Source organism: Cytobacillus spartinae (assembly GCF_042865285.1).
Taxonomy (GTDB): Bacteria; Bacillota; Bacilli; order Bacillales; family Cytobacillaceae; genus Robertmurraya_A; species Robertmurraya_A spartinae.
On the sequence record NZ_JBIACK010000001.1, the window covers coordinates 28971 to 45882 of the forward strand.

A 16912-nucleotide genomic window follows, 5' to 3' on the forward strand; every position below is an offset into this window, starting at 1 on the left:
TTTTTTCATGCAAGAAAAGGGGTTATTAATCGTTCTTTCAGGTCCCTCTGGAGTTGGTAAAGGAACCGTAAGAAAAGAAATTTTTTCACAGCCTGATTTAGCCTTTGAATATTCTATTTCCATGACTACTAGAGCACCTAGGGAAGGTGAAGTTGACGGAGTCGATTACTTTTTCAAAACGAGAGAGGAATTTGAAAAGCTAATTGAAGAGGGAAAACTTTTAGAATATGCGGAGTTTGTTGGAAATTATTATGGAACTCCAGTTGATTATGTTCAACAAACATTAGATAATGGAAAAGATGTTTTCTTGGAAATCGAAGTACAAGGCGCTAGGCAAGTGCGTGAAAAATTTCCTGATGGACTTTTCATTTTCTTAGTTCCTCCAAGTCTTTCAGAGCTAAAAAATAGAATTGTTACAAGGGGAACTGAAACAGAAGATGTGATTAATAATCGTATGAGTACAGCTAGAGATGAAATTGAAATGATGAATCTATATGATTATGTCGTGGAGAATGATCAAGTCGAGCGTGCTTGTGAGAGAATTAAGGCAATTGTTGTTGCTGAACATTGCCGCAGAGAACGAGTAGAGCCTAGATATAAAAAAATGCTGGAGGTTGATTAAATAAATGTTATATCCATCTATTGATTCATTAATGACAAAAATTGATTCTAAGTATTCTTTAGTTTCGGTTGCTGCAAAGCGAGCACGTAAGCTGCAACAAGGTGAAAAGCTACATCTTGATAAATATGTTTCTTATAAGCAAGTAGGAAAAGCTTTAGAGGAAATCCACTCTGATAAATTAACTTATAGAATTGCGCAACAAGATGCTACATCTGTAGAATAAAAGTAACGAACAACCTAAATTTCTAGGTTGTTTTTTATTTCACCATAAACTCTTATACAAAATAGATGAAATGCAACAATAATTCTTGCATAATGAAAGAAAGATAATGATGGACGGGGTGGATTTCAATGCTAAGCGGTAAAAAAGTATTGCTATGTGTAACGGGAGGAATTGCCGTTTACAAAGCAGCAGCATTAACGAGTAAATTAACTCAAGCAGGTGTGGAAGTAAAGATCATTTTAAGTGATTCTGCTTCTAAATTTGTGACTCCTCTAACCTTTCAAGCGCTTTCTCGAAATGATGTTTATATAGATACTTTCGATGAAAAAAATCCAAAAGTGATTGCACATATTGATCTCGCTGATTGGGCCGATTTGGTTTTAGTGGCCCCTGCAACAGCGAATGTTATCGGAAAAATTGCGAACGGAATTGCTGATAACATGATTACGACGACTTTATTAGCGACCACTGCACCTGTTTGGGTTGCTCCAGCGATGAATGTACATATGTATGACCATCCTGCTGTTATCCGAAATATTAAGACCCTAACGGAATACGGCTATCAGTTTATTGAGCCTAGCGAAGGCTATTTAGCTTGCGGGTATGTTGGGAAGGGCCGACTAGAGGAACCTGAAAAAATCATCCGTATAATGGAGGAGTTTTTCAAGCCTAAAGAGCAGCCTTTAAAAGGGAAGACGATTTTAGTTACAGCAGGTCCAACTAGGGAAAAAATAGACCCTGTTCGCTTTATTACCAACCTATCCTCAGGAAAAATGGGGTATGCGATAGCTGAGCAAGCTGTACTACAAGGTGCCAATGTAATCCTCGTTTCTGGCCCAGTATCGCTAAATGCCCCAAAAGGCGTGGATAGAATTATGGTTGAAAGTGCGGAAGAAATGTATGAAGCGGTTCTACAAAAATATGATTCCGTCGATATCGTTGTTAAGACTGCAGCTGTATCAGATTATCGTCCCAAAGTTGCTTACGACTACAAGGTGAAAAAACAGCCTGGTGACGAAACGTTAGAGTTAGAGCGAACAAAAGATATTTTGCTAGAACTAGGGAAGAGAAAAAGGGCTCAAATACTTGTAGGGTTTGCAGCAGAAACTGATCTAGTGGAAGAATACGCAAAGAAAAAGCTTGAAAAGAAGAATCTTGATTTAGTCGTAGCCAACAATGTTAAATCAGAGGGGGCAGGGTTCGGTACGGACACGAATATTGTGACGATCTTTAACCGGAAAGGTGAAACACTTGAGTTACCAATCATGTCAAAAAAAGAAGTCGCCATAAAGATTTTAAATGAGGCTTCTCGTTTTTTAAAGGATGATCATTTATCATGATTGCAAGTGTAATCGTAGATGTACCGGCAAAACAAACGGACCGGGCATTTGACTATCGCATTCCCGAGCAACTCAAGCATGTTATCCAACCTGGGATGAGAGTAGTGGTACCATTTGGTCCTCGGAAAATACAAGGGTTCGTCGTTGGAATAAAAGAAAAGTCCGACTTTGATAAATTAAAAAGCATTGTTGAACCCATGGACTTATCACCTGTCTTAAATCATGAACTCCTGCAACTGGGTGATTGGTTAACAGAGCAAACTCTTTGTTATAAAATTTCAGCCTTTCAAGTGATGTTACCAGCTGCTTTAAAGGCAAAATACGATAAGAAAATAAGGCTTGCAAACGGATATGATGTGGAAATTCTCCCTTTAGAACTGCAGGATTTATTTTGCAGAAATGAAACCATCCTTTGGGCGGATGCGGTTGAAAAGGGAATATTACCATTATTACAAAGAGAGGCTTCAAGAGGAACAGTTGAAGTAGTGTATGAGGTTAAAGAGCGGGTTAAAAAGAAAAAGTTAAAGCATGTCTTTTCTAAATTGACGGGTAACGAGCTTTCACAAGCAATACAGCAGCTTCCAGCCAATGCAGCTAAACAAAAAGAAGTGATAGAGTACTTTATTGAAAGGCCTGAACCGGTGGAGCTTCGAGAGATATTATCTGCTCTTGAAATATCATCAGCGACTATTAAAGGACTCGTTCAAAAGGGAATCCTTGGCGAAAAAGATATGGAAGTGTATCGAGACCCATTTGCTCATCGAGAATTTCAAAGAACGGAACCCTTTCCTTTAACAAATGAACAAGAAAAAGCGATTGGCCCCATTTTGGATTCCATCGAAGAAAAGAAGCAGCACGTTTTTTTACTATATGGTGTTACGGGAAGTGGAAAAACTGAAGTTTATTTGCAATCTATCCAAAGAGTGCTACAAGAAGGGAAGGAAGCCATTTTCTTGATTCCGGAAATCTCCTTAACTCCACAAATGGTGAAGCGATTTAAAGGTAGATTTGGAGATCAAGTAGCTGTTCTACATAGCGGTCTTTCTACCGGAGAAAAATATGATGAGTGGCGAAAGATTCAAAGAAAAGAAGTGAAGGTCGTAGTTGGTGCAAGGTCAGCCATTTATGCCCCATTTGAAAATATCGGAATCATTATTATTGATGAGGAACACGAAACTAGCTATAAACAAGAGGAAAACCCTCGATACCATGCGCGTGATGTAGCGATTGAAAGAGGACGATATCATAAGTGCCCGGTTATACTTGGAAGTGCAACTCCCTCTTTAGAGACATTTGCGAGGGCACAAAAGAGTGTATATGGGTTACTTACTCTTTCAAAAAGAATGAATGATCAACAATTGCCTACCGTTCAAATTATTGATATGAGAGAGGAACTGAGAGAAGGTAATCGATCCATGTTCTCAAGGTTCTTGCTAGATAAGCTAAAAGACCGCCTTGAAAAGAAGCAGCAAACCGTATTGTTTTTAAATAAACGTGGTCATTCTTCTTTTATCATGTGTCGTGATTGTGGGTATGTTGTTAATTGTCCACACTGTGATATATCGTTAACTTATCATAGGTTTAGTCAGCAAATGAAATGTCATTATTGTGGCTATGAAGATTCTGTACCTACTACCTGTCCTGAATGTAACAGTGAGCACATTAGATATTTTGGTACTGGGACACAAAAGGTGGAGGAAGAGTTAGGGAAGATTTTACCGGAAGCAAGAGTCATTAGGATGGATGTAGATACGACTAGTAGAAAAGGTGCCCATGAAAAGCTACTAAATGAGTTTGAGCAGGGAAAGGCAGATATTCTATTAGGAACTCAGATGATTGCAAAAGGGCTAGACTTTCCTAATATAACCTTAGTTGGTGTCTTATCGGCTGATACGATGCTTCATCTACCGGATTTTCGTTCCTCAGAAAAGACGTTTCAGTTGCTAACTCAAGTCAGTGGTCGTGCAGGTCGTCATGAGTTGCCTGGGGAGGTTGTTATTCAAACCTATACCCCTGAGCATTACAGTATTGAACTCGCGGGAGAGCAGGATTATGACCGTTTTTACGATAGAGAAATGATGATTAGAAAGCTGCATCAATATCCACCTTTTTATTATATTTCCTTAATAACGGTTAGTCATGAGAACTTGATGAAGGTTGTATCTGTTACGGAAAAGATAACTCATTTTATCTCATCGAAGCTTTCTAAAGACTCGATTGTTTTAGGACCGGTAGCATCATCCATCCCACGCATCAATAATAGATATAGGTATCAATGTTTGATAAAATACAAACGAGAACCTAGACTAGGTGAAGCGATTAAAACAGTACTAGATCAATATCAACAGGAAATCAATACAAACGGACTACAAATCTCTGTGGATGTAAATCCGTATATCTTAATGTAAATTGTTATGATTGGTTATGAAGCTTCATGTTTTAGTTGAAAATAGATAATAGACTTTGGAGGAAAAGTTTTGACAGTAAAAAAAATTGTTACTTATCCAGCGGATGTTTTGACTCAGTCTTGTGAGAAAGTCACCGTTTTTGATAAGAAGTTAGAGAAGCTACTAAATGATATGTATGATACAATGATTGAATTTGATGGAGTAGGTTTAGCAGCTCCTCAAATCGGTTTATTAAAACAGATTGCAATCGTTGATATAGATGATGAATCGGGAACCATTGAGTTTATTAACCCAGTCATTTTAGAAACGAGTGGTGAGCAAACGGGACCTGAAGGTTGCTTGAGCTTTCCAGGACTTTATGGAGAAGTAACAAGACCTGACTTTGTAAAGGTAGAAGCACAAAATCGAAAAGGGAAGCATTTTACAATCGAAGCAAATGGATTTTTAGCAAGGGCTATTCTTCATGAGATTGACCATCTAAATGGAATCTTATTTACCTCTAAGGTAACAAGGTATTTAGAAGAACACGAGCTAGAAGGGTTGGAGAGCGAATGACGAAAATAGTATTTATGGGAACTCCAGATTTTTCAGTTCCAGTTTTAAGACAAATCATTTCTGACGGATATGAAGTTATAGGCGTTGTTACACAACCCGACCGTCCTGTTGGGAGGAAAAAAGTATTAACACCTCCTCCAGTAAAAGTGGAAGCAGAAAAACATGGGATTCCTGTATTCCAACCTGAAAAAATTCGTCAAAGAGAAGAATTAGATAAAGTTATAAATCTAAATGCGGATCTTATTGTCACTGCAGCTTTTGGGCAAATATTGCCTAAGGAGCTGTTAGAAGCACCTACATACGGTTGTATTAATGTTCATGCTTCATTATTGCCTGAACTTAGAGGTGGAGCGCCCATTCACTACTCGATTATACAAGGAAAAGATAAGACGGGTATTACCATCATGTATATGGTGGAGAAGCTAGATGCAGGAGATATCCTAACACAAGTAGAGGTACCTATAACTGAAACAGATACGGTAGGATCTCTTCACGATAAATTAAGTGAAGCTGGTTCTAAGTTGCTATCAGAAACATTACCATTACTTTTAGAGAAGAAGATTAACCCAATCCCTCAGGATGATGAGAAAGCAACATTTGCTTATAATATTAAGAGAGAACAGGAAAAGATCGATTGGTCTAAGACAGGAGAAGAAATTTACAACCATATCCGTGGATTGAACCCATGGCCTGTTGCGTACACAACATTAAATGAAACTGTTCTAAAGGTCTGGTGGGCTGAAAAAGTCCAATATTCAAAAGGGAAGAATCCAGGAGAAGTTGTTTCTATTGAAGAAGATGGATTTACTGTAGCAACAGGGAATGAGACAGCCATAAAAGTTATGGAACTTCAGCCTTCTGGGAAAAAGAAAATGACTGCTGAACAATTTTTAAGAGGTGCTGGGTCTAATCTTACAACTGGTGAACAATTAGGAGTGTGACATGAGTAAAAAACCTAATGTGAGAGAGAGTGCATTAAATTTATTAGAAACAATAGAAAAAAATCAATCATATAGCAATCTTCTTCTTAATAATGTCATTAAGAAAAATGACATTAATGCTAAGGATGTTGGTCTTTTAACCGAACTTACTTATGGGACCCTTCAAAGAAAAATGACATTAGATTTTTATTTGCAGCCTTTTCTAAATAACAAGAAAAAGATTGAAAGTTGGGTTATACAACTTTTAAGATTAACGCTTTATCAGATGGTATATTTGGATAAAATACCTGATAGAGCAGCCATTTTTGAAGCGGTTGAAATCGCGAAAAGAAGAGGCCATAAAGGAATTGCAGGGGTAGTGAACGGTGTTCTTCGAAGTATCCAAAGAGAGGGACTACCGAGCTTGGACACGATTACAGATCAAGCTGAACGACTTTCTGTCGAGACGAGTCATCCTGTTTGGCTAGTAAAGCGGTGGATTAATCAACTTGGTTATGATAAAGCAAAAGAAATGTGTGAGATTAATTTAACAGCTCCATTGCAGACAGGAAGAGTGAACACAGCACGAATTAGTCGTGAAGAATGTTTAAAAAAGCTTCAGGATGAGGGATTTCAGGTTGAGGAAAGTCCGATTATCCCTGAAGCCATTAAATGCTTAAAAGGGAATCTTGCTAATTCTAATGCGTTTAAAGAAGGATATGTTACCATTCAGGATGAAAGCTCGATGTTGGTAGCGTATGCTTTAGGTTTAGAACAAGGTGAAACCGTCCTAGATGCATGCGCTGCACCAGGCGGGAAGTCAACTCATATAGCTGAAAAATTACAGAATACTGGTCAGGTCATATCGCTAGATTTACATGAACACAAGGTAAAACTAATTGGTGAGAATGCAGAGCGTTTAGGACTAACCAACATTGAAACAAGGGCTTTAGACAGTAGGAAGGTTCAGGAGCATTTTTCAAAAGAAACTTTTGACAGGATATTACTAGATGCACCATGCTCAGGGTTAGGTGTTATGCGTAGAAAACCCGATATGAAATATACGAAAAAAGAACAAGATGTAGCTCAGTTACATACGATTCAGCTAAGCTTGTTACATTCGGTTGCCCCGTTGTTAAAAAAAGGTGGTATCCTTGTTTACAGTACGTGCACAGTTGATCAAGAAGAAAACGAACATGTAATGAAGTTGTTTTTAAAGGAAAACCAAGACTTTGAAGAGGACTCATCTGTTAGTGACCGGATGCCTAAGGCAATAAGGCCACTAATGAATGATTTTGACCTTCAAATTCTTCCTCAGGACTTCGGATCAGATGGTTTTTATATCGCTTCATTAAGGAAGAAGGTGTAATAGATGGAACAAACAACATTAGAAAATAAGAAAACAGCTGTAGAAAAGCCATCCATTTATTCATTGCAATTGGATGAATTAAAAGATTGGTTAGTGGAAAATAATGAAAAAGCGTTTAGAGCGGAACAAATTTTTGATTGGCTTTATAAGAAGCGAGTATCCTCTTTTGAAGATATGACAAACCTTTCGAAAAACCTAAGAGATTTATTATCAGGTCATTTCACCGTTACAACTTTAAAAACATTAATACAGCAAACATCAAGTGATGGGACTATCAAGTTTTTATTTGAATTGCATGATGGTTTCTCCATTGAGACAGTATTAATGAGACATGAGTACGGAAACTCGATCTGTGTGACAACTCAGGTAGGTTGTAGAATTGGGTGTACATTCTGTGCATCTACTTTAGGTGGATTAAAACGAAACTTAGAAGCAGGAGAAATCGTCTCTCAGGTCGTAAAAGTACAACAAGCACTTGATGAAACTGAAGAGCGTGTTAGCTCGGTGGTCATTATGGGGATTGGGGAGCCATTCGATAATTATGACTCGATGATGTCATTCCTAAGAATCATTAATCATGATAAAGGGTTAAATATTGGTGCTCGTCACATTACTGTTTCAACAAGTGGAATTATACCAAAGATTTATCAATTTGCTGATGAAAATATGCAGATCAATTTTGCTATTTCTCTACATGCGCCAAATACAGAAATTCGCAGTCGTTTGATGCCTATTAACAAAGCGTATAAACTGCCTGACCTCATGAAAGCTGTTCAATATTATATTGAAAAAACAGGTAGAAGAGTGAGTTTCGAGTACGGATTGTTTGGGGGAGTAAACGACCAAGTAGAGCATGCTGAAGAATTAGCCAAGTTGGTAAAAGGAGTTAAGTGCCATATCAATTTAATTCCGGTTAACTATGTACCCGAGAGAGATTATGTTAGAACACCAAAAGATCAAATTTTTGCATTTGAAAAGACGTTAAAGAAGCATGGAGTGAATGTAACGATCCGTAGAGAGCAGGGCCATGATATAGATGCAGCGTGTGGTCAACTTCGTGCGAAGGAGCGAAAAGAGGAGACGAGGTGACAAGAATGAAGACCGTTTTTTTTACAGATCAAGGTCGAGTTCGCCAGCATAATGAAGATAGTGGTGGAGCTTTTGTAAACCGTGACGGGAATCGCCTTGCCATTGTAGCTGATGGTATGGGTGGTCACCGTGCCGGTGATGTTGCAAGTGAAATGACGTTATCCACAATGAAGAAATGGTGGGAAAATACGGAAGGAATTCACACAGCAGACGACGCCGAGAATTGGTTAAAAGCTAGCATTGAAAAAGTAAACTCATTATTGTTTGAGCATTCGAAAAGTCATACCGAATGTGATGGAATGGGGACAACCATTGTAGCTGTTATTGCGACCAGTCGATTTGCTACTGTGGCAAATATTGGGGATAGTAGATGCTATATTCTTAATGACACTGGTTTTCAGCAGCTTACTGAAGATCATTCATTAGTGAATGAATTAGTTCGTACTGGACAAATTTCAAGAGAGGATGCTGAACATCATCCTAGAAAAAATGTACTTTTAAGAGCTTTAGGAACTGAAGAGAATGTTGTGATGGATATTAAAACCATCATGTTTGAGGACGGAGATAAGTTGCTTCTATGCTCTGATGGGCTTTCGAATAAGGTCTCTGAGTCAGAAATGCTATCCATCCTAAAAAATGAGGATTCATTAGAGGAAAAAGGGACAACTCTTATAAAGTTAGCTAATGATAATGGTGGAGAAGATAATATCACCCTTGTAATAGTTGAATTTGATGATCGCAACGAAATGGGTGATGAATAATGTTAATGGGTAAAAGATTAAGTGGTCGTTATAAGATTCTAGATATGATTGGCGGAGGTGGGATGGCCAATGTATATTTAGCGCACGACATGATCCTAGACCGCGATGTTGCTGTAAAGGTGCTTCGTCTTGACTTTGCGAATGATGAAGAACTTATTAAAAGGTTTCATCGTGAAGCACAGGCAGCAACTAGCCTAGCTCACCCGAATATAGTAAGCATTTATGATGTAGGTGAAGAGGACTCCATTTACTATATTGTAATGGAATATGTAGATGGTCAAACATTAAAACAGTATATTCAACAACACTCACCAGTTAGGGTTGAGGTAGCACTAGACATTTTAAAACAGCTAACTTCTGCTATCTCAAACGCTCATCAAAATCATATTGTACATCGAGATATTAAACCTCATAATATATTAATTGACCGAGATGGGAATGTTAAAATTACTGACTTTGGTATAGCCATGGCACTTAGTGCAACTAGTATTACCCAAACTAATTCTGTATTAGGGTCCGTACACTATCTTTCTCCTGAACAGGCACGTGGGGGAATGGCAAATAAAAAGTCAGATATTTATTCTTTAGGAATCGTGATGTTTGAGCTATTAACAGGAAGGCTTCCCTTCTCAGGAGAATCGGCGGTCTCTATAGCTCTAAAGCATCTCCAATCAGAAACACCTTCCTTAAAACGATGGAATCCCTCTATCCCTCAAAGTGTTGAAAATATTGTCTTAAAGGCAACAGCAAAGGATCCCTTTCATCGCTATAACAGTGTGGAAGAAATGGAAGATGACTTAAGAACAGCTCTAGATCCGGAAAGATTGTATGAAGAAAAGTTTGTTATCCCTATTGATGATGATGCAACGAAAGCCATTCCGGTTATTACGAATGAAAGGCCATATCAAAATCTGGATGACACACTGATTCATAGTAATCAAAAAGGTTCAGTTGAAACAAATAGCAATCAAAAGGGTAACGGTAAAAATAAAAAGAAACGCAAAAAGTGGCCTGTGGCTCTAGTATCTGTTTTCTTCTTGCTCGTTATTCTATCAATTCTAACAGTGACCGTTTTACCGGGGATTTTATCACCTAAAGATGTTGAGGTTCCGGATGTTACAGGTTTAGAACTAGATGATGCAATGGAAGAATTGCAAGCTGCTGGTTTTAAAATAGGTGAGACGAAAGAAATTACTGATGAAGAAATTGAAGATGGATTCGTGATAAGAACAGATCCCAAAGCTGGTAAAACGATAAAAGAAGGGCAAGTTATTGATATTTATCAAAGTATCGGTAAGGAAAGATATGAACTATTAGATTACAAAGGTCGTCAGTTTGATGATGTAGTTAATCTATTGGAAAATAAAAACTTTAAAGATATCCTAAAAAAAGAAGTTCATGACGACAATGTTCCAATTGGAACGATTATAGATCAAACAATATCGCCTGGCGATCAAGTCATTCCTGAGGATACCATCTTGGAATTTACGGTAAGTAAGGGTCCAGAAATTATTACTTTAAAGGACCTAACTGAATATAACGCAAAAGGTGTCCAGGAATATGCAGATTCCGTTGGTTTATTTATTGAAATTGCAAAGGAAGAGCAGTATCATGACACCATTACAAAAGGATTAGTTATATCTCAAGAACCAAAAGCAGGTGCCGAGCTTACTAAGGGAGATAAAGTAACGGTCATTCTCTCAAAAGGGAAAGAGGAAATACCTCCTAAAACTGTTACCGTCGAGATTCAAATTCCATATGAACCTGAAGTGGAAGGGGAAGCTCAGTCTGTTCAGATATTAGTGGAAGATATGAATCGAAACATGACTGAACCATATCAAACTATTTATATCACAGAAACGGTTACTAGAACCATTGAGCTAACCATTGAATATGGTGAGACAGCTGGATATAAAGTAATTAGGGATAATAAGGTCATTATTGACCAACCTGTATATTATGATGAGGTTCAGTAGAGTTATTAAAAGGTGTTTAACGAAGGCTCGTTTCGTAAACTTTGTTGTTATTTAAATACTCTATCTGCTATTGAACTGATTATGGTGCTGTTTTCTTTATTTGGTAGAAAAGATGCCACGATATAGCATAGAATCTGTGTTCGGGACCATATACGAATAGCAATAATCTATTCGAAACTAGCTTACTAAAGGTGAATCGGGTTGTTTCGATTCCCCTTTAGTTATTTTTAGATAAGTTTGTAAGAAATTTTTAAATATTTTTTTATACATAATTATTTATTAAAGACTATGATGAAAAGTGAAATGAAAGCAGAAACTAAATCTAGTAGAAGGAAGATAAAGGAGTGAAGCTATGCCTGAGGGCAAGATTGTTAAGGCATTAAGTGGGTTTTATTATGTCTTAACGGATGATGAACAACTTATTCAATGTCGTGGGCGTGGGGTATTTCGGCTAAACAAAGTGACTCCATTAGTAGGTGACGAGGTCGTTTTCCAAGCTGAAAATGATACAGACGGATATATTTTAGAAGTAAAAGAACGAAAGAATGAACTCGTTCGACCTCCAATCGCAAACGTTGATCAAGCTATTTTAGTTTTTTCAGCTGTTGAACCTGCTTTTAGTACATCGCTATTGGATCGTTTTCTAGTACTAGTTGAGTTTAACAATATTAGGCCGATTATATGTATTACGAAAATGGACCTTACGAATCAAAAGGAGCGGGATGAAATAGAGGTTTATGCATCTCACTACAAATCTGCTGGCTACGAGGTACTGCTAACTTCATCCGAAACGGAGGCTGGAATAGAAAGCTTAATTCCGCTACTCGAAGGGGAAATCTCAGTCTTCGCTGGTCAATCAGGGGTAGGTAAATCATCCTTATTAAATGTATTGCGGCCGGACCTAGAACTGAAAACCGATGATATTTCTAGTCATCTAGGAAGGGGTAAGCATACTACACGACACGTAGAATTAATTAAGGTCGGGAATGGTCTAGTTGCTGATACACCGGGTTTTAGTTCATTAGAGTTTACAGATATTGAATTAGAAGATTTGAACTATTGCTTTCCAGAAATCCAGCGAACGAGTGAAAAATGCAAGTTCAGAGGCTGTATCCACTTGAAGGAGCCCAAATGTGCTGTAAAAAGTGCAGTAGAAAGCGGGGATATTCCTGAATATCGTTATGAGCATTATCAGACGTTTATTCAGGAAATTAAAGATAGAAAGCCGAGGTATTAATTATGGTTAAGATTGCACCTTCCATACTGTCTGCTGATTTTTCGAAATTAGGAGAAGAGATTAAGGATGTTGAAAGAGGGGGGGCAGATTATATTCATGTAGATGTAATGGATGGACATTTTGTTCCTAATATTACAATCGGCCCACTCATTGTCGAAGCAATTCGACCAGTAACTAAGTTGCCTTTAGATGTTCACTTGATGATTGAAAATCCAGATCAGTATATTGAAGCATTTGCCAATGCTGGTGCAGATTATATTACTGTTCATGTTGAAGCTTGCCGTCATCTACACAGGACCATCCACCACATTAAATCTTTCGGAGTAAAAGCAGGTGTCGTTTTGAATCCAGCAACTCCTGTAGACACGATCCAACATATTATTGATGATATAGATATGGTCTTATTAATGTCAGTTAACCCTGGGTTTGGAGGGCAAAAATTTATACCAAGTGTATTGTCTAAAATCACCCAAGTTAAAGAAATGGCTGTTTCAAGAGGTTTGGATATAGAAATAGAGGTTGACGGTGGCGTGAACAAGGAAACAGCCCGACTTTGTATTGAGGCAGGAGCAAACGTCCTTGTAGCAGGCTCTGCTGTATATAATGAAAGTGATCGTGGACTAGCTATAAAAACCTTAAAAGGTTTTTAATCGAAATTACTAGGTGATAAATTTGATTATTAATATATTGGCCTCTGGACCGGATGAATACCTCCCAGATTTAACTGAATACAATGAAGAAGGGTGTATTTGGGTTGGTGTAGATCGAGGCGTTCTCACATTAATGAAAAGAGGATTCAACCCAGAGAAGGCTTTCGGTGACTTTGATTCTGTGACTGAGAAGGAAAAACAGACGATAAAGAAGACGATCAAGCATTTAGAGCAATTCAAACCTGAAAAAGATGAAACAGATATGGAGCTCGCCTTAAACTGGGCTCTACAACAAAACCCAAAGCTTATTAGGTTATTTGGAGCAACTGGTGGACGATTAGATCATTTATTTGCAAATGTATACTTGTTACTAAAACCCCTCCAAGAAAATACAAGTAGTGAAGTTCAAATCATTGATCAGAAAAATATCATGTTCATCAGGAGAGCTGGTTCTTATTCGCTAGAAAATATACCTAAATTTAAATATATTTCTTTTGTCCCCATAACCCATGATGTAAAAGGTCTCACGCTTACTGGTTTTAAATATCCTTTAAAAGATAGGCATATTCTGCTGGGTTCCACACTATGTATTAGTAATGAACTTATTATTGATTATGGTACTTTTTCTTTTACGGAAGGCATATTAATGGTGATAAGAAGTCGCGATTAAAAAGTTTTTCTGGTGAAGTACTTATCTTAAAACTTTGAATAGGATGATAAGGACGATTAAGAAAAAGATGTATGCGTGAGATGGTGAGGAGGGACATTATGAAGTTTTATACGATTAAACTGCCGAAATTTTTAGGCGGCCTTGTCCGCGCGATGTTAGGTACATTTAAAAAAGGCTAAAGCAAAATAACAGTATGGACCTGGTTGTTTTATGTCTATAGGACAGACAACCTTTAAAAAAACAATTTGACTGGCACCTTTCTTCGTAGAGGTGCTATTTTTTTTAGAACAAAGTGATTAAAACCTTATTTCCAATAATACTAACGGTCTAATTATAAAAAGATATGGCAAAGATATTGGTGAGACCTTATTACAATGAAAAAGAGCATCCATTAAGGATGCCCTGTCCAGTTCATTATTAAACGCGTTCTACTTTACCTGATTTAAGTGCTCTTGCAGAAACCCAAACACGTTTAGGCTTACCGTCTACAAGAATACGTACTTTTTGAAGGTTAGCACCCCATGTACGCTTGTTTGCGTTCATAGCGTGAGAACGTGCATTACCGGAAGTAGTTTTCTTACCAGTTACAACACATTTACGTGGCATATTAATTTCCCTCCTTACTATCAAAGGCGAAGCTATTTTTTCACTCTTTTAAATGCAACTCTACATTGCTCAGTCTGATTTAATGTGAAAAACCGTTCGTGTTTTTCTTACATTAAAAGATACTTTAATAATTTATCATAGAAACTTTAGGAATGCAACAGTTCTAAGAAAAGCTTTCAAGAAAAATTCCTTGACATAACATCTTTCCTGTTGCTCTATAATAATAGCGAGGGAATATGACTTTTAAAATTATATTCATTATAGTAAAATGACTGTAGTCAAGGAGTAATTCAGGAGGGGGAACGATAAATGTCTATCGAACTAAAAACTAATTTTGGACAGATTGATATCTCGAACGATGTAATCGCAACAATTGCGGGTGGTGCAGCAGTTGACTGTTACGGTATAATTGGAATGGCGTCAAAAAACCAAATTAAAGATGGCCTTACTGATATTTTACGAAAAGAAAACTTTACACGTGGTGTAATTGTTCGTCAAGAAAATGATGAAGTACATATTGATATGTATATTATTGTTAGTTACGGAACGAAAATTTCTGAGGTTGCCCATAATGTGCAATCAAAAGTAAAATACACGTTAGACAAGACAGTCGGGCTCGCAGTTGACTCTGTTAACATTTACGTTCAAGGAGTTCGTGTAACGAACCCTTAATTCGTATGCGATCATTAGTGAGGAGGAAAGATTTGTGTCAATTAAAACTCTAGACGGAAAACGTTTTGCAGAAATGGTGATTCAGGGAGCTAACCACCTATCCGCAAATGCAAAATATGTGGATGCACTTAACGTATTTCCTGTTCCAGACGGTGATACCGGAACGAACATGAACCTATCTATTACTTCTGGTGCGAAGGAAGTTAAAAATAATGTTCAGGACCATATTGGAAAAGTAGGTTCAGCTCTTTCGAAAGGTTTATTAATGGGAGCTCGTGGAAATTCCGGTGTTATTTTATCACAATTGTTTAGAGGTTTTTCAAAAGCCATCGAACAAAAAGCAACGATTTCTGCTGAGGAATTTGCTGCTGCTCTTGATGCGGGTGTAGCAACAGCTTACAAGGCTGTTATGAAGCCGGTAGAGGGAACGATCTTAACCGTTGCAAAAGATGCTGCAAAAAAAGCAGTTGAAGTAGCAAAACATAAAGATGACATTATCTCTGTTATGGAAGATGTCTTAAAGGAAGCAAAAGCTTCTCTAAACCGCACACCAGATCTACTACCTGTTTTAAAAGAGGTAGGAGTAGTGGACAGTGGTGGTCAAGGGTTAGTATTCGTATACGAAGGTTTTCTAGCAGAATTGAAGGGTGAAAAGCTTGCACCATCTACTTCGCTTCCTTCAATGGATGAGTTAGTAAGCGCAGAGCATCATATGAATGTTGCTGGTCACGTGAACACCGAAGACATTGAGTTTGGATATTGTACTGAATTTATGGTGAAGCTTGATGAGGAAAAAGTACAGCACCATCCTTTCTCTGAAACAGATTTCAGACAAGACCTTAGCAAGTATGGAGATTCTTTACTTGTCATTGCTGATGAACAATTAGTAAAAGTACATATACATGCTGAAGAACCTGGTGAAGTTTTAACATATGCTCAACGTTACGGTAGCCTTGTTAATATGAAAATTGAAAACATGAGAGAGCAGCACACAAATCTCTTGTCAGAGTCACTTCCACCAATAAAAACGGAAGCTCCTGCTAAAAGCAAAGAAAAGCTTGAATATGGGATTGTAACCGTTTCAATGGGAAGTGGGATAGCTGAGCTATTCAAGAGCATCGGTGCTCATGCTGTGATCGAAGGTGGCCAGACGATGAACCCTAGCACAGAGGATATCGTTAAAGCCATTAAAGACATAAATGCAAAGAAAGTTATTATTTTACCGAACAATAAAAACATTATCATGGCAGCACAGCAGGCAGCAGATGTTGCTGATGAAGAGGTAATTGTGATACCTTCTAAGACGGTACCACAAGGGATGTCTGCACTCTTAGCATTTAACCCTGGTACTGATTTACAGTCAAACGAGCAAGGGATGACAGATGCCTTACAAAACGTTAAAACGGGGCAAATTACTTATGCCGTAAGAGATACAAGTATTGATGGCTTAGAAATCGAGAAAGACGATTTTATGGGTATTGCTGATGGCAAGATTGTTGTTAAGAACAAGGATAAAGTTCTTTCAGCTAAAGAGCTTTTATCAGCGATGCTTGATGAAGATTCAGAGATCTTAACGATTTTAAAAGGTGAAGAAGCTTCAGACGAAGAAGTGAATGCACTAGTGGAATTTGTTGAATCTGAATACGAGGATGTTGAAATAGAAATTCATGATGGTAAACAGCCTCTTTATTCCTTTATCTTCTCAATCGAATAATACAAAAGGAAAAGCATGACTTTAAACGGTCATGCTTTTCGTAAGTGTTTCCAATTTTTTATATAAAAGGATAAAGTATATACAGAGGAATTTGGTTCGT

Annotated in this window: 17 protein-coding genes; 16 read left to right on the top strand and 1 reads right to left on the bottom strand. The window is 37.7% G+C overall.

Annotation, left to right across the window (positions count from 1 at the left end; all coding sequences use genetic code 11):
* The first annotated feature begins 7 nt into the window (after positions 1-7).
* The 14 genes from gmk to spoVM all read left to right on the top strand — a co-directional run bounded on the left by gmk (position 8) and on the right by spoVM (position 13999).
* Complete coding sequence (gmk, locus tag ACFYKX_RS00140; RefSeq protein WP_389356875.1) at positions 8-622, top strand: guanylate kinase; 615 nt, start codon at positions 8-10, stop codon at positions 620-622.
* 4 nt (positions 623-626) lie between these two features.
* Positions 627-845: a DNA-directed RNA polymerase subunit omega gene (rpoZ, locus tag ACFYKX_RS00145; protein ID WP_389356877.1), complete on the top strand. Its 219-nt coding sequence runs from the start codon at positions 627-629 to the stop codon at positions 843-845.
* Between the two features lie 128 nt (positions 846-973).
* Positions 974-2185 (top strand): bifunctional phosphopantothenoylcysteine decarboxylase/phosphopantothenate--cysteine ligase CoaBC, encoded by a 1212-nt coding sequence (coaBC, locus tag ACFYKX_RS00150; RefSeq protein WP_389356879.1) that lies wholly within the window; start codon positions 974-976, stop codon positions 2183-2185.
* A complete protein-coding gene (gene priA / locus ACFYKX_RS00155; protein ID WP_389358958.1) occupies positions 2179-4593 on the top strand; it encodes a primosomal protein N' in 2415 nt (804 codons plus the stop codon). Before coaBC ends, priA begins: the two co-directional genes overlap by 7 nt.
* A gap of 69 nt (positions 4594-4662) precedes the next feature.
* On the top strand, positions 4663-5148 hold the full coding sequence (gene def, locus ACFYKX_RS00160; protein WP_389356881.1) for a peptide deformylase: 486 nt from the start codon (positions 4663-4665) through the stop codon (positions 5146-5148).
* Positions 5145-6089, top strand: a complete 945-nt coding sequence (gene fmt / locus ACFYKX_RS00165; protein WP_389356883.1) for a methionyl-tRNA formyltransferase — start codon at positions 5145-5147, stop codon at positions 6087-6089. Before def ends, fmt begins: the two co-directional genes overlap by 4 nt.
* A gap of 1 nt (position 6090) precedes the next feature.
* The gene (gene rsmB, locus ACFYKX_RS00170) at positions 6091-7437 is read left to right on the top strand and encodes a 16S rRNA (cytosine(967)-C(5))-methyltransferase RsmB (RefSeq protein WP_389356885.1); all 1347 of its coding nucleotides are present in this window, start codon (positions 6091-6093) and stop codon (positions 7435-7437) included.
* Positions 7438-7440: 3 nt separating this feature from the next.
* Positions 7441-8526, top strand: a complete 1086-nt coding sequence (gene rlmN, locus ACFYKX_RS00175) for a 23S rRNA (adenine(2503)-C(2))-methyltransferase RlmN (RefSeq protein WP_389356887.1) — start codon at positions 7441-7443, stop codon at positions 8524-8526.
* 5 nt (positions 8527-8531) lie between these two features.
* Complete coding sequence (locus ACFYKX_RS00180; RefSeq protein ID WP_389356889.1) at positions 8532-9287, top strand: Stp1/IreP family PP2C-type Ser/Thr phosphatase; 756 nt, start codon at positions 8532-8534, stop codon at positions 9285-9287.
* The gene (pknB, locus tag ACFYKX_RS00185; RefSeq protein WP_389356891.1) at positions 9287-11263 is read left to right on the top strand and encodes a Stk1 family PASTA domain-containing Ser/Thr kinase; all 1977 of its coding nucleotides are present in this window, start codon (positions 9287-9289) and stop codon (positions 11261-11263) included. Before ACFYKX_RS00180 ends, pknB begins: the two co-directional genes overlap by 1 nt.
* Positions 11264-11615: 352 nt before the next feature.
* Complete coding sequence (gene rsgA / locus ACFYKX_RS00190; RefSeq protein WP_389356893.1) at positions 11616-12500, top strand: ribosome small subunit-dependent GTPase A; 885 nt, start codon at positions 11616-11618, stop codon at positions 12498-12500.
* Between the two features lie 2 nt (positions 12501-12502).
* On the top strand, positions 12503-13150 hold the full coding sequence (rpe, locus tag ACFYKX_RS00195) for a ribulose-phosphate 3-epimerase (RefSeq protein WP_389356895.1): 648 nt from the start codon (positions 12503-12505) through the stop codon (positions 13148-13150).
* Positions 13151-13172: 22 nt separating this feature from the next.
* The gene (locus ACFYKX_RS00200) at positions 13173-13820 is read left to right on the top strand and encodes a thiamine diphosphokinase (RefSeq protein ID WP_389356897.1); all 648 of its coding nucleotides are present in this window, start codon (positions 13173-13175) and stop codon (positions 13818-13820) included.
* Positions 13821-13918: 98 nt separating this feature from the next.
* Positions 13919-13999, top strand: coding sequence for a stage V sporulation protein SpoVM (gene spoVM, locus ACFYKX_RS00205; RefSeq protein WP_071395378.1), 81 nt, complete (start codon positions 13919-13921; stop codon positions 13997-13999).
* A gap of 238 nt (positions 14000-14237) precedes the next feature.
* Here spoVM and rpmB read toward each other — a convergent pair whose 3' ends face one another.
* The gene (gene rpmB / locus ACFYKX_RS00210; RefSeq protein ID WP_019381740.1) at positions 14238-14426 is read right to left on the bottom strand and encodes a 50S ribosomal protein L28; all 189 of its coding nucleotides are present in this window, start codon (positions 14424-14426) and stop codon (positions 14238-14240) included.
* A 309-nt stretch (positions 14427-14735) separates the two neighbouring features.
* Between rpmB and ACFYKX_RS00215 the strand changes: the two genes are divergently transcribed.
* Together ACFYKX_RS00215 and ACFYKX_RS00220 are read left to right on the top strand one after the other, a co-directional pair.
* The gene (locus ACFYKX_RS00215; RefSeq protein ID WP_389356899.1) at positions 14736-15098 is read left to right on the top strand and encodes an Asp23/Gls24 family envelope stress response protein; all 363 of its coding nucleotides are present in this window, start codon (positions 14736-14738) and stop codon (positions 15096-15098) included.
* Positions 15099-15132: 34 nt separating this feature from the next.
* Positions 15133-16812, top strand: a complete 1680-nt coding sequence (locus tag ACFYKX_RS00220; protein ID WP_389356901.1) for a DAK2 domain-containing protein — start codon at positions 15133-15135, stop codon at positions 16810-16812.
* Positions 16813-16912: the final 100 nt, after the last annotated feature.

Excerpts from the sequence above, each read along its gene's own strand:
- gmk (WP_389356875.1), top strand. The coding sequence starts at position 8 with ATGCAAGAAAAGGGGTTATTAATCGTTCTTTCAGGTCCCTCTGGAGTT.
- rpoZ (WP_389356877.1), top strand. The coding sequence starts at position 627 with ATGTTATATCCATCTATTGATTCATTAATGACAAAAATTGATTCTAAG.
- coaBC (WP_389356879.1), top strand. The coding sequence starts at position 974 with ATGCTAAGCGGTAAAAAAGTATTGCTATGTGTAACGGGAGGAATTGCC.
- fmt (WP_389356883.1), top strand. The coding sequence starts at position 5,145 with ATGACGAAAATAGTATTTATGGGAACTCCAGATTTTTCAGTTCCAGTT.
- rsmB (WP_389356885.1), top strand. The coding sequence starts at position 6,091 with ATGAGTAAAAAACCTAATGTGAGAGAGAGTGCATTAAATTTATTAGAA.
- rlmN (WP_389356887.1), top strand. The coding sequence starts at position 7,441 with ATGGAACAAACAACATTAGAAAATAAGAAAACAGCTGTAGAAAAGCCA.
- ACFYKX_RS00180 (WP_389356889.1), top strand. The coding sequence starts at position 8,532 with ATGAAGACCGTTTTTTTTACAGATCAAGGTCGAGTTCGCCAGCATAAT.
- pknB (WP_389356891.1), top strand. The coding sequence starts at position 9,287 with ATGTTAATGGGTAAAAGATTAAGTGGTCGTTATAAGATTCTAGATATG.
- rsgA (WP_389356893.1), top strand. The coding sequence starts at position 11,616 with ATGCCTGAGGGCAAGATTGTTAAGGCATTAAGTGGGTTTTATTATGTC.
- rpe (WP_389356895.1), top strand. The coding sequence starts at position 12,503 with ATGGTTAAGATTGCACCTTCCATACTGTCTGCTGATTTTTCGAAATTA.
- spoVM (WP_071395378.1), top strand. The coding sequence starts at position 13,919 with ATGAAGTTTTATACGATTAAACTGCCGAAATTTTTAGGCGGCCTTGTC.
- rpmB (WP_019381740.1), bottom strand. The coding sequence starts at position 14,426 with ATGCCACGTAAATGTGTTGTAACTGGTAAGAAAACTACTTCCGGTAAT.
- ACFYKX_RS00215 (WP_389356899.1), top strand. The coding sequence starts at position 14,736 with ATGTCTATCGAACTAAAAACTAATTTTGGACAGATTGATATCTCGAAC.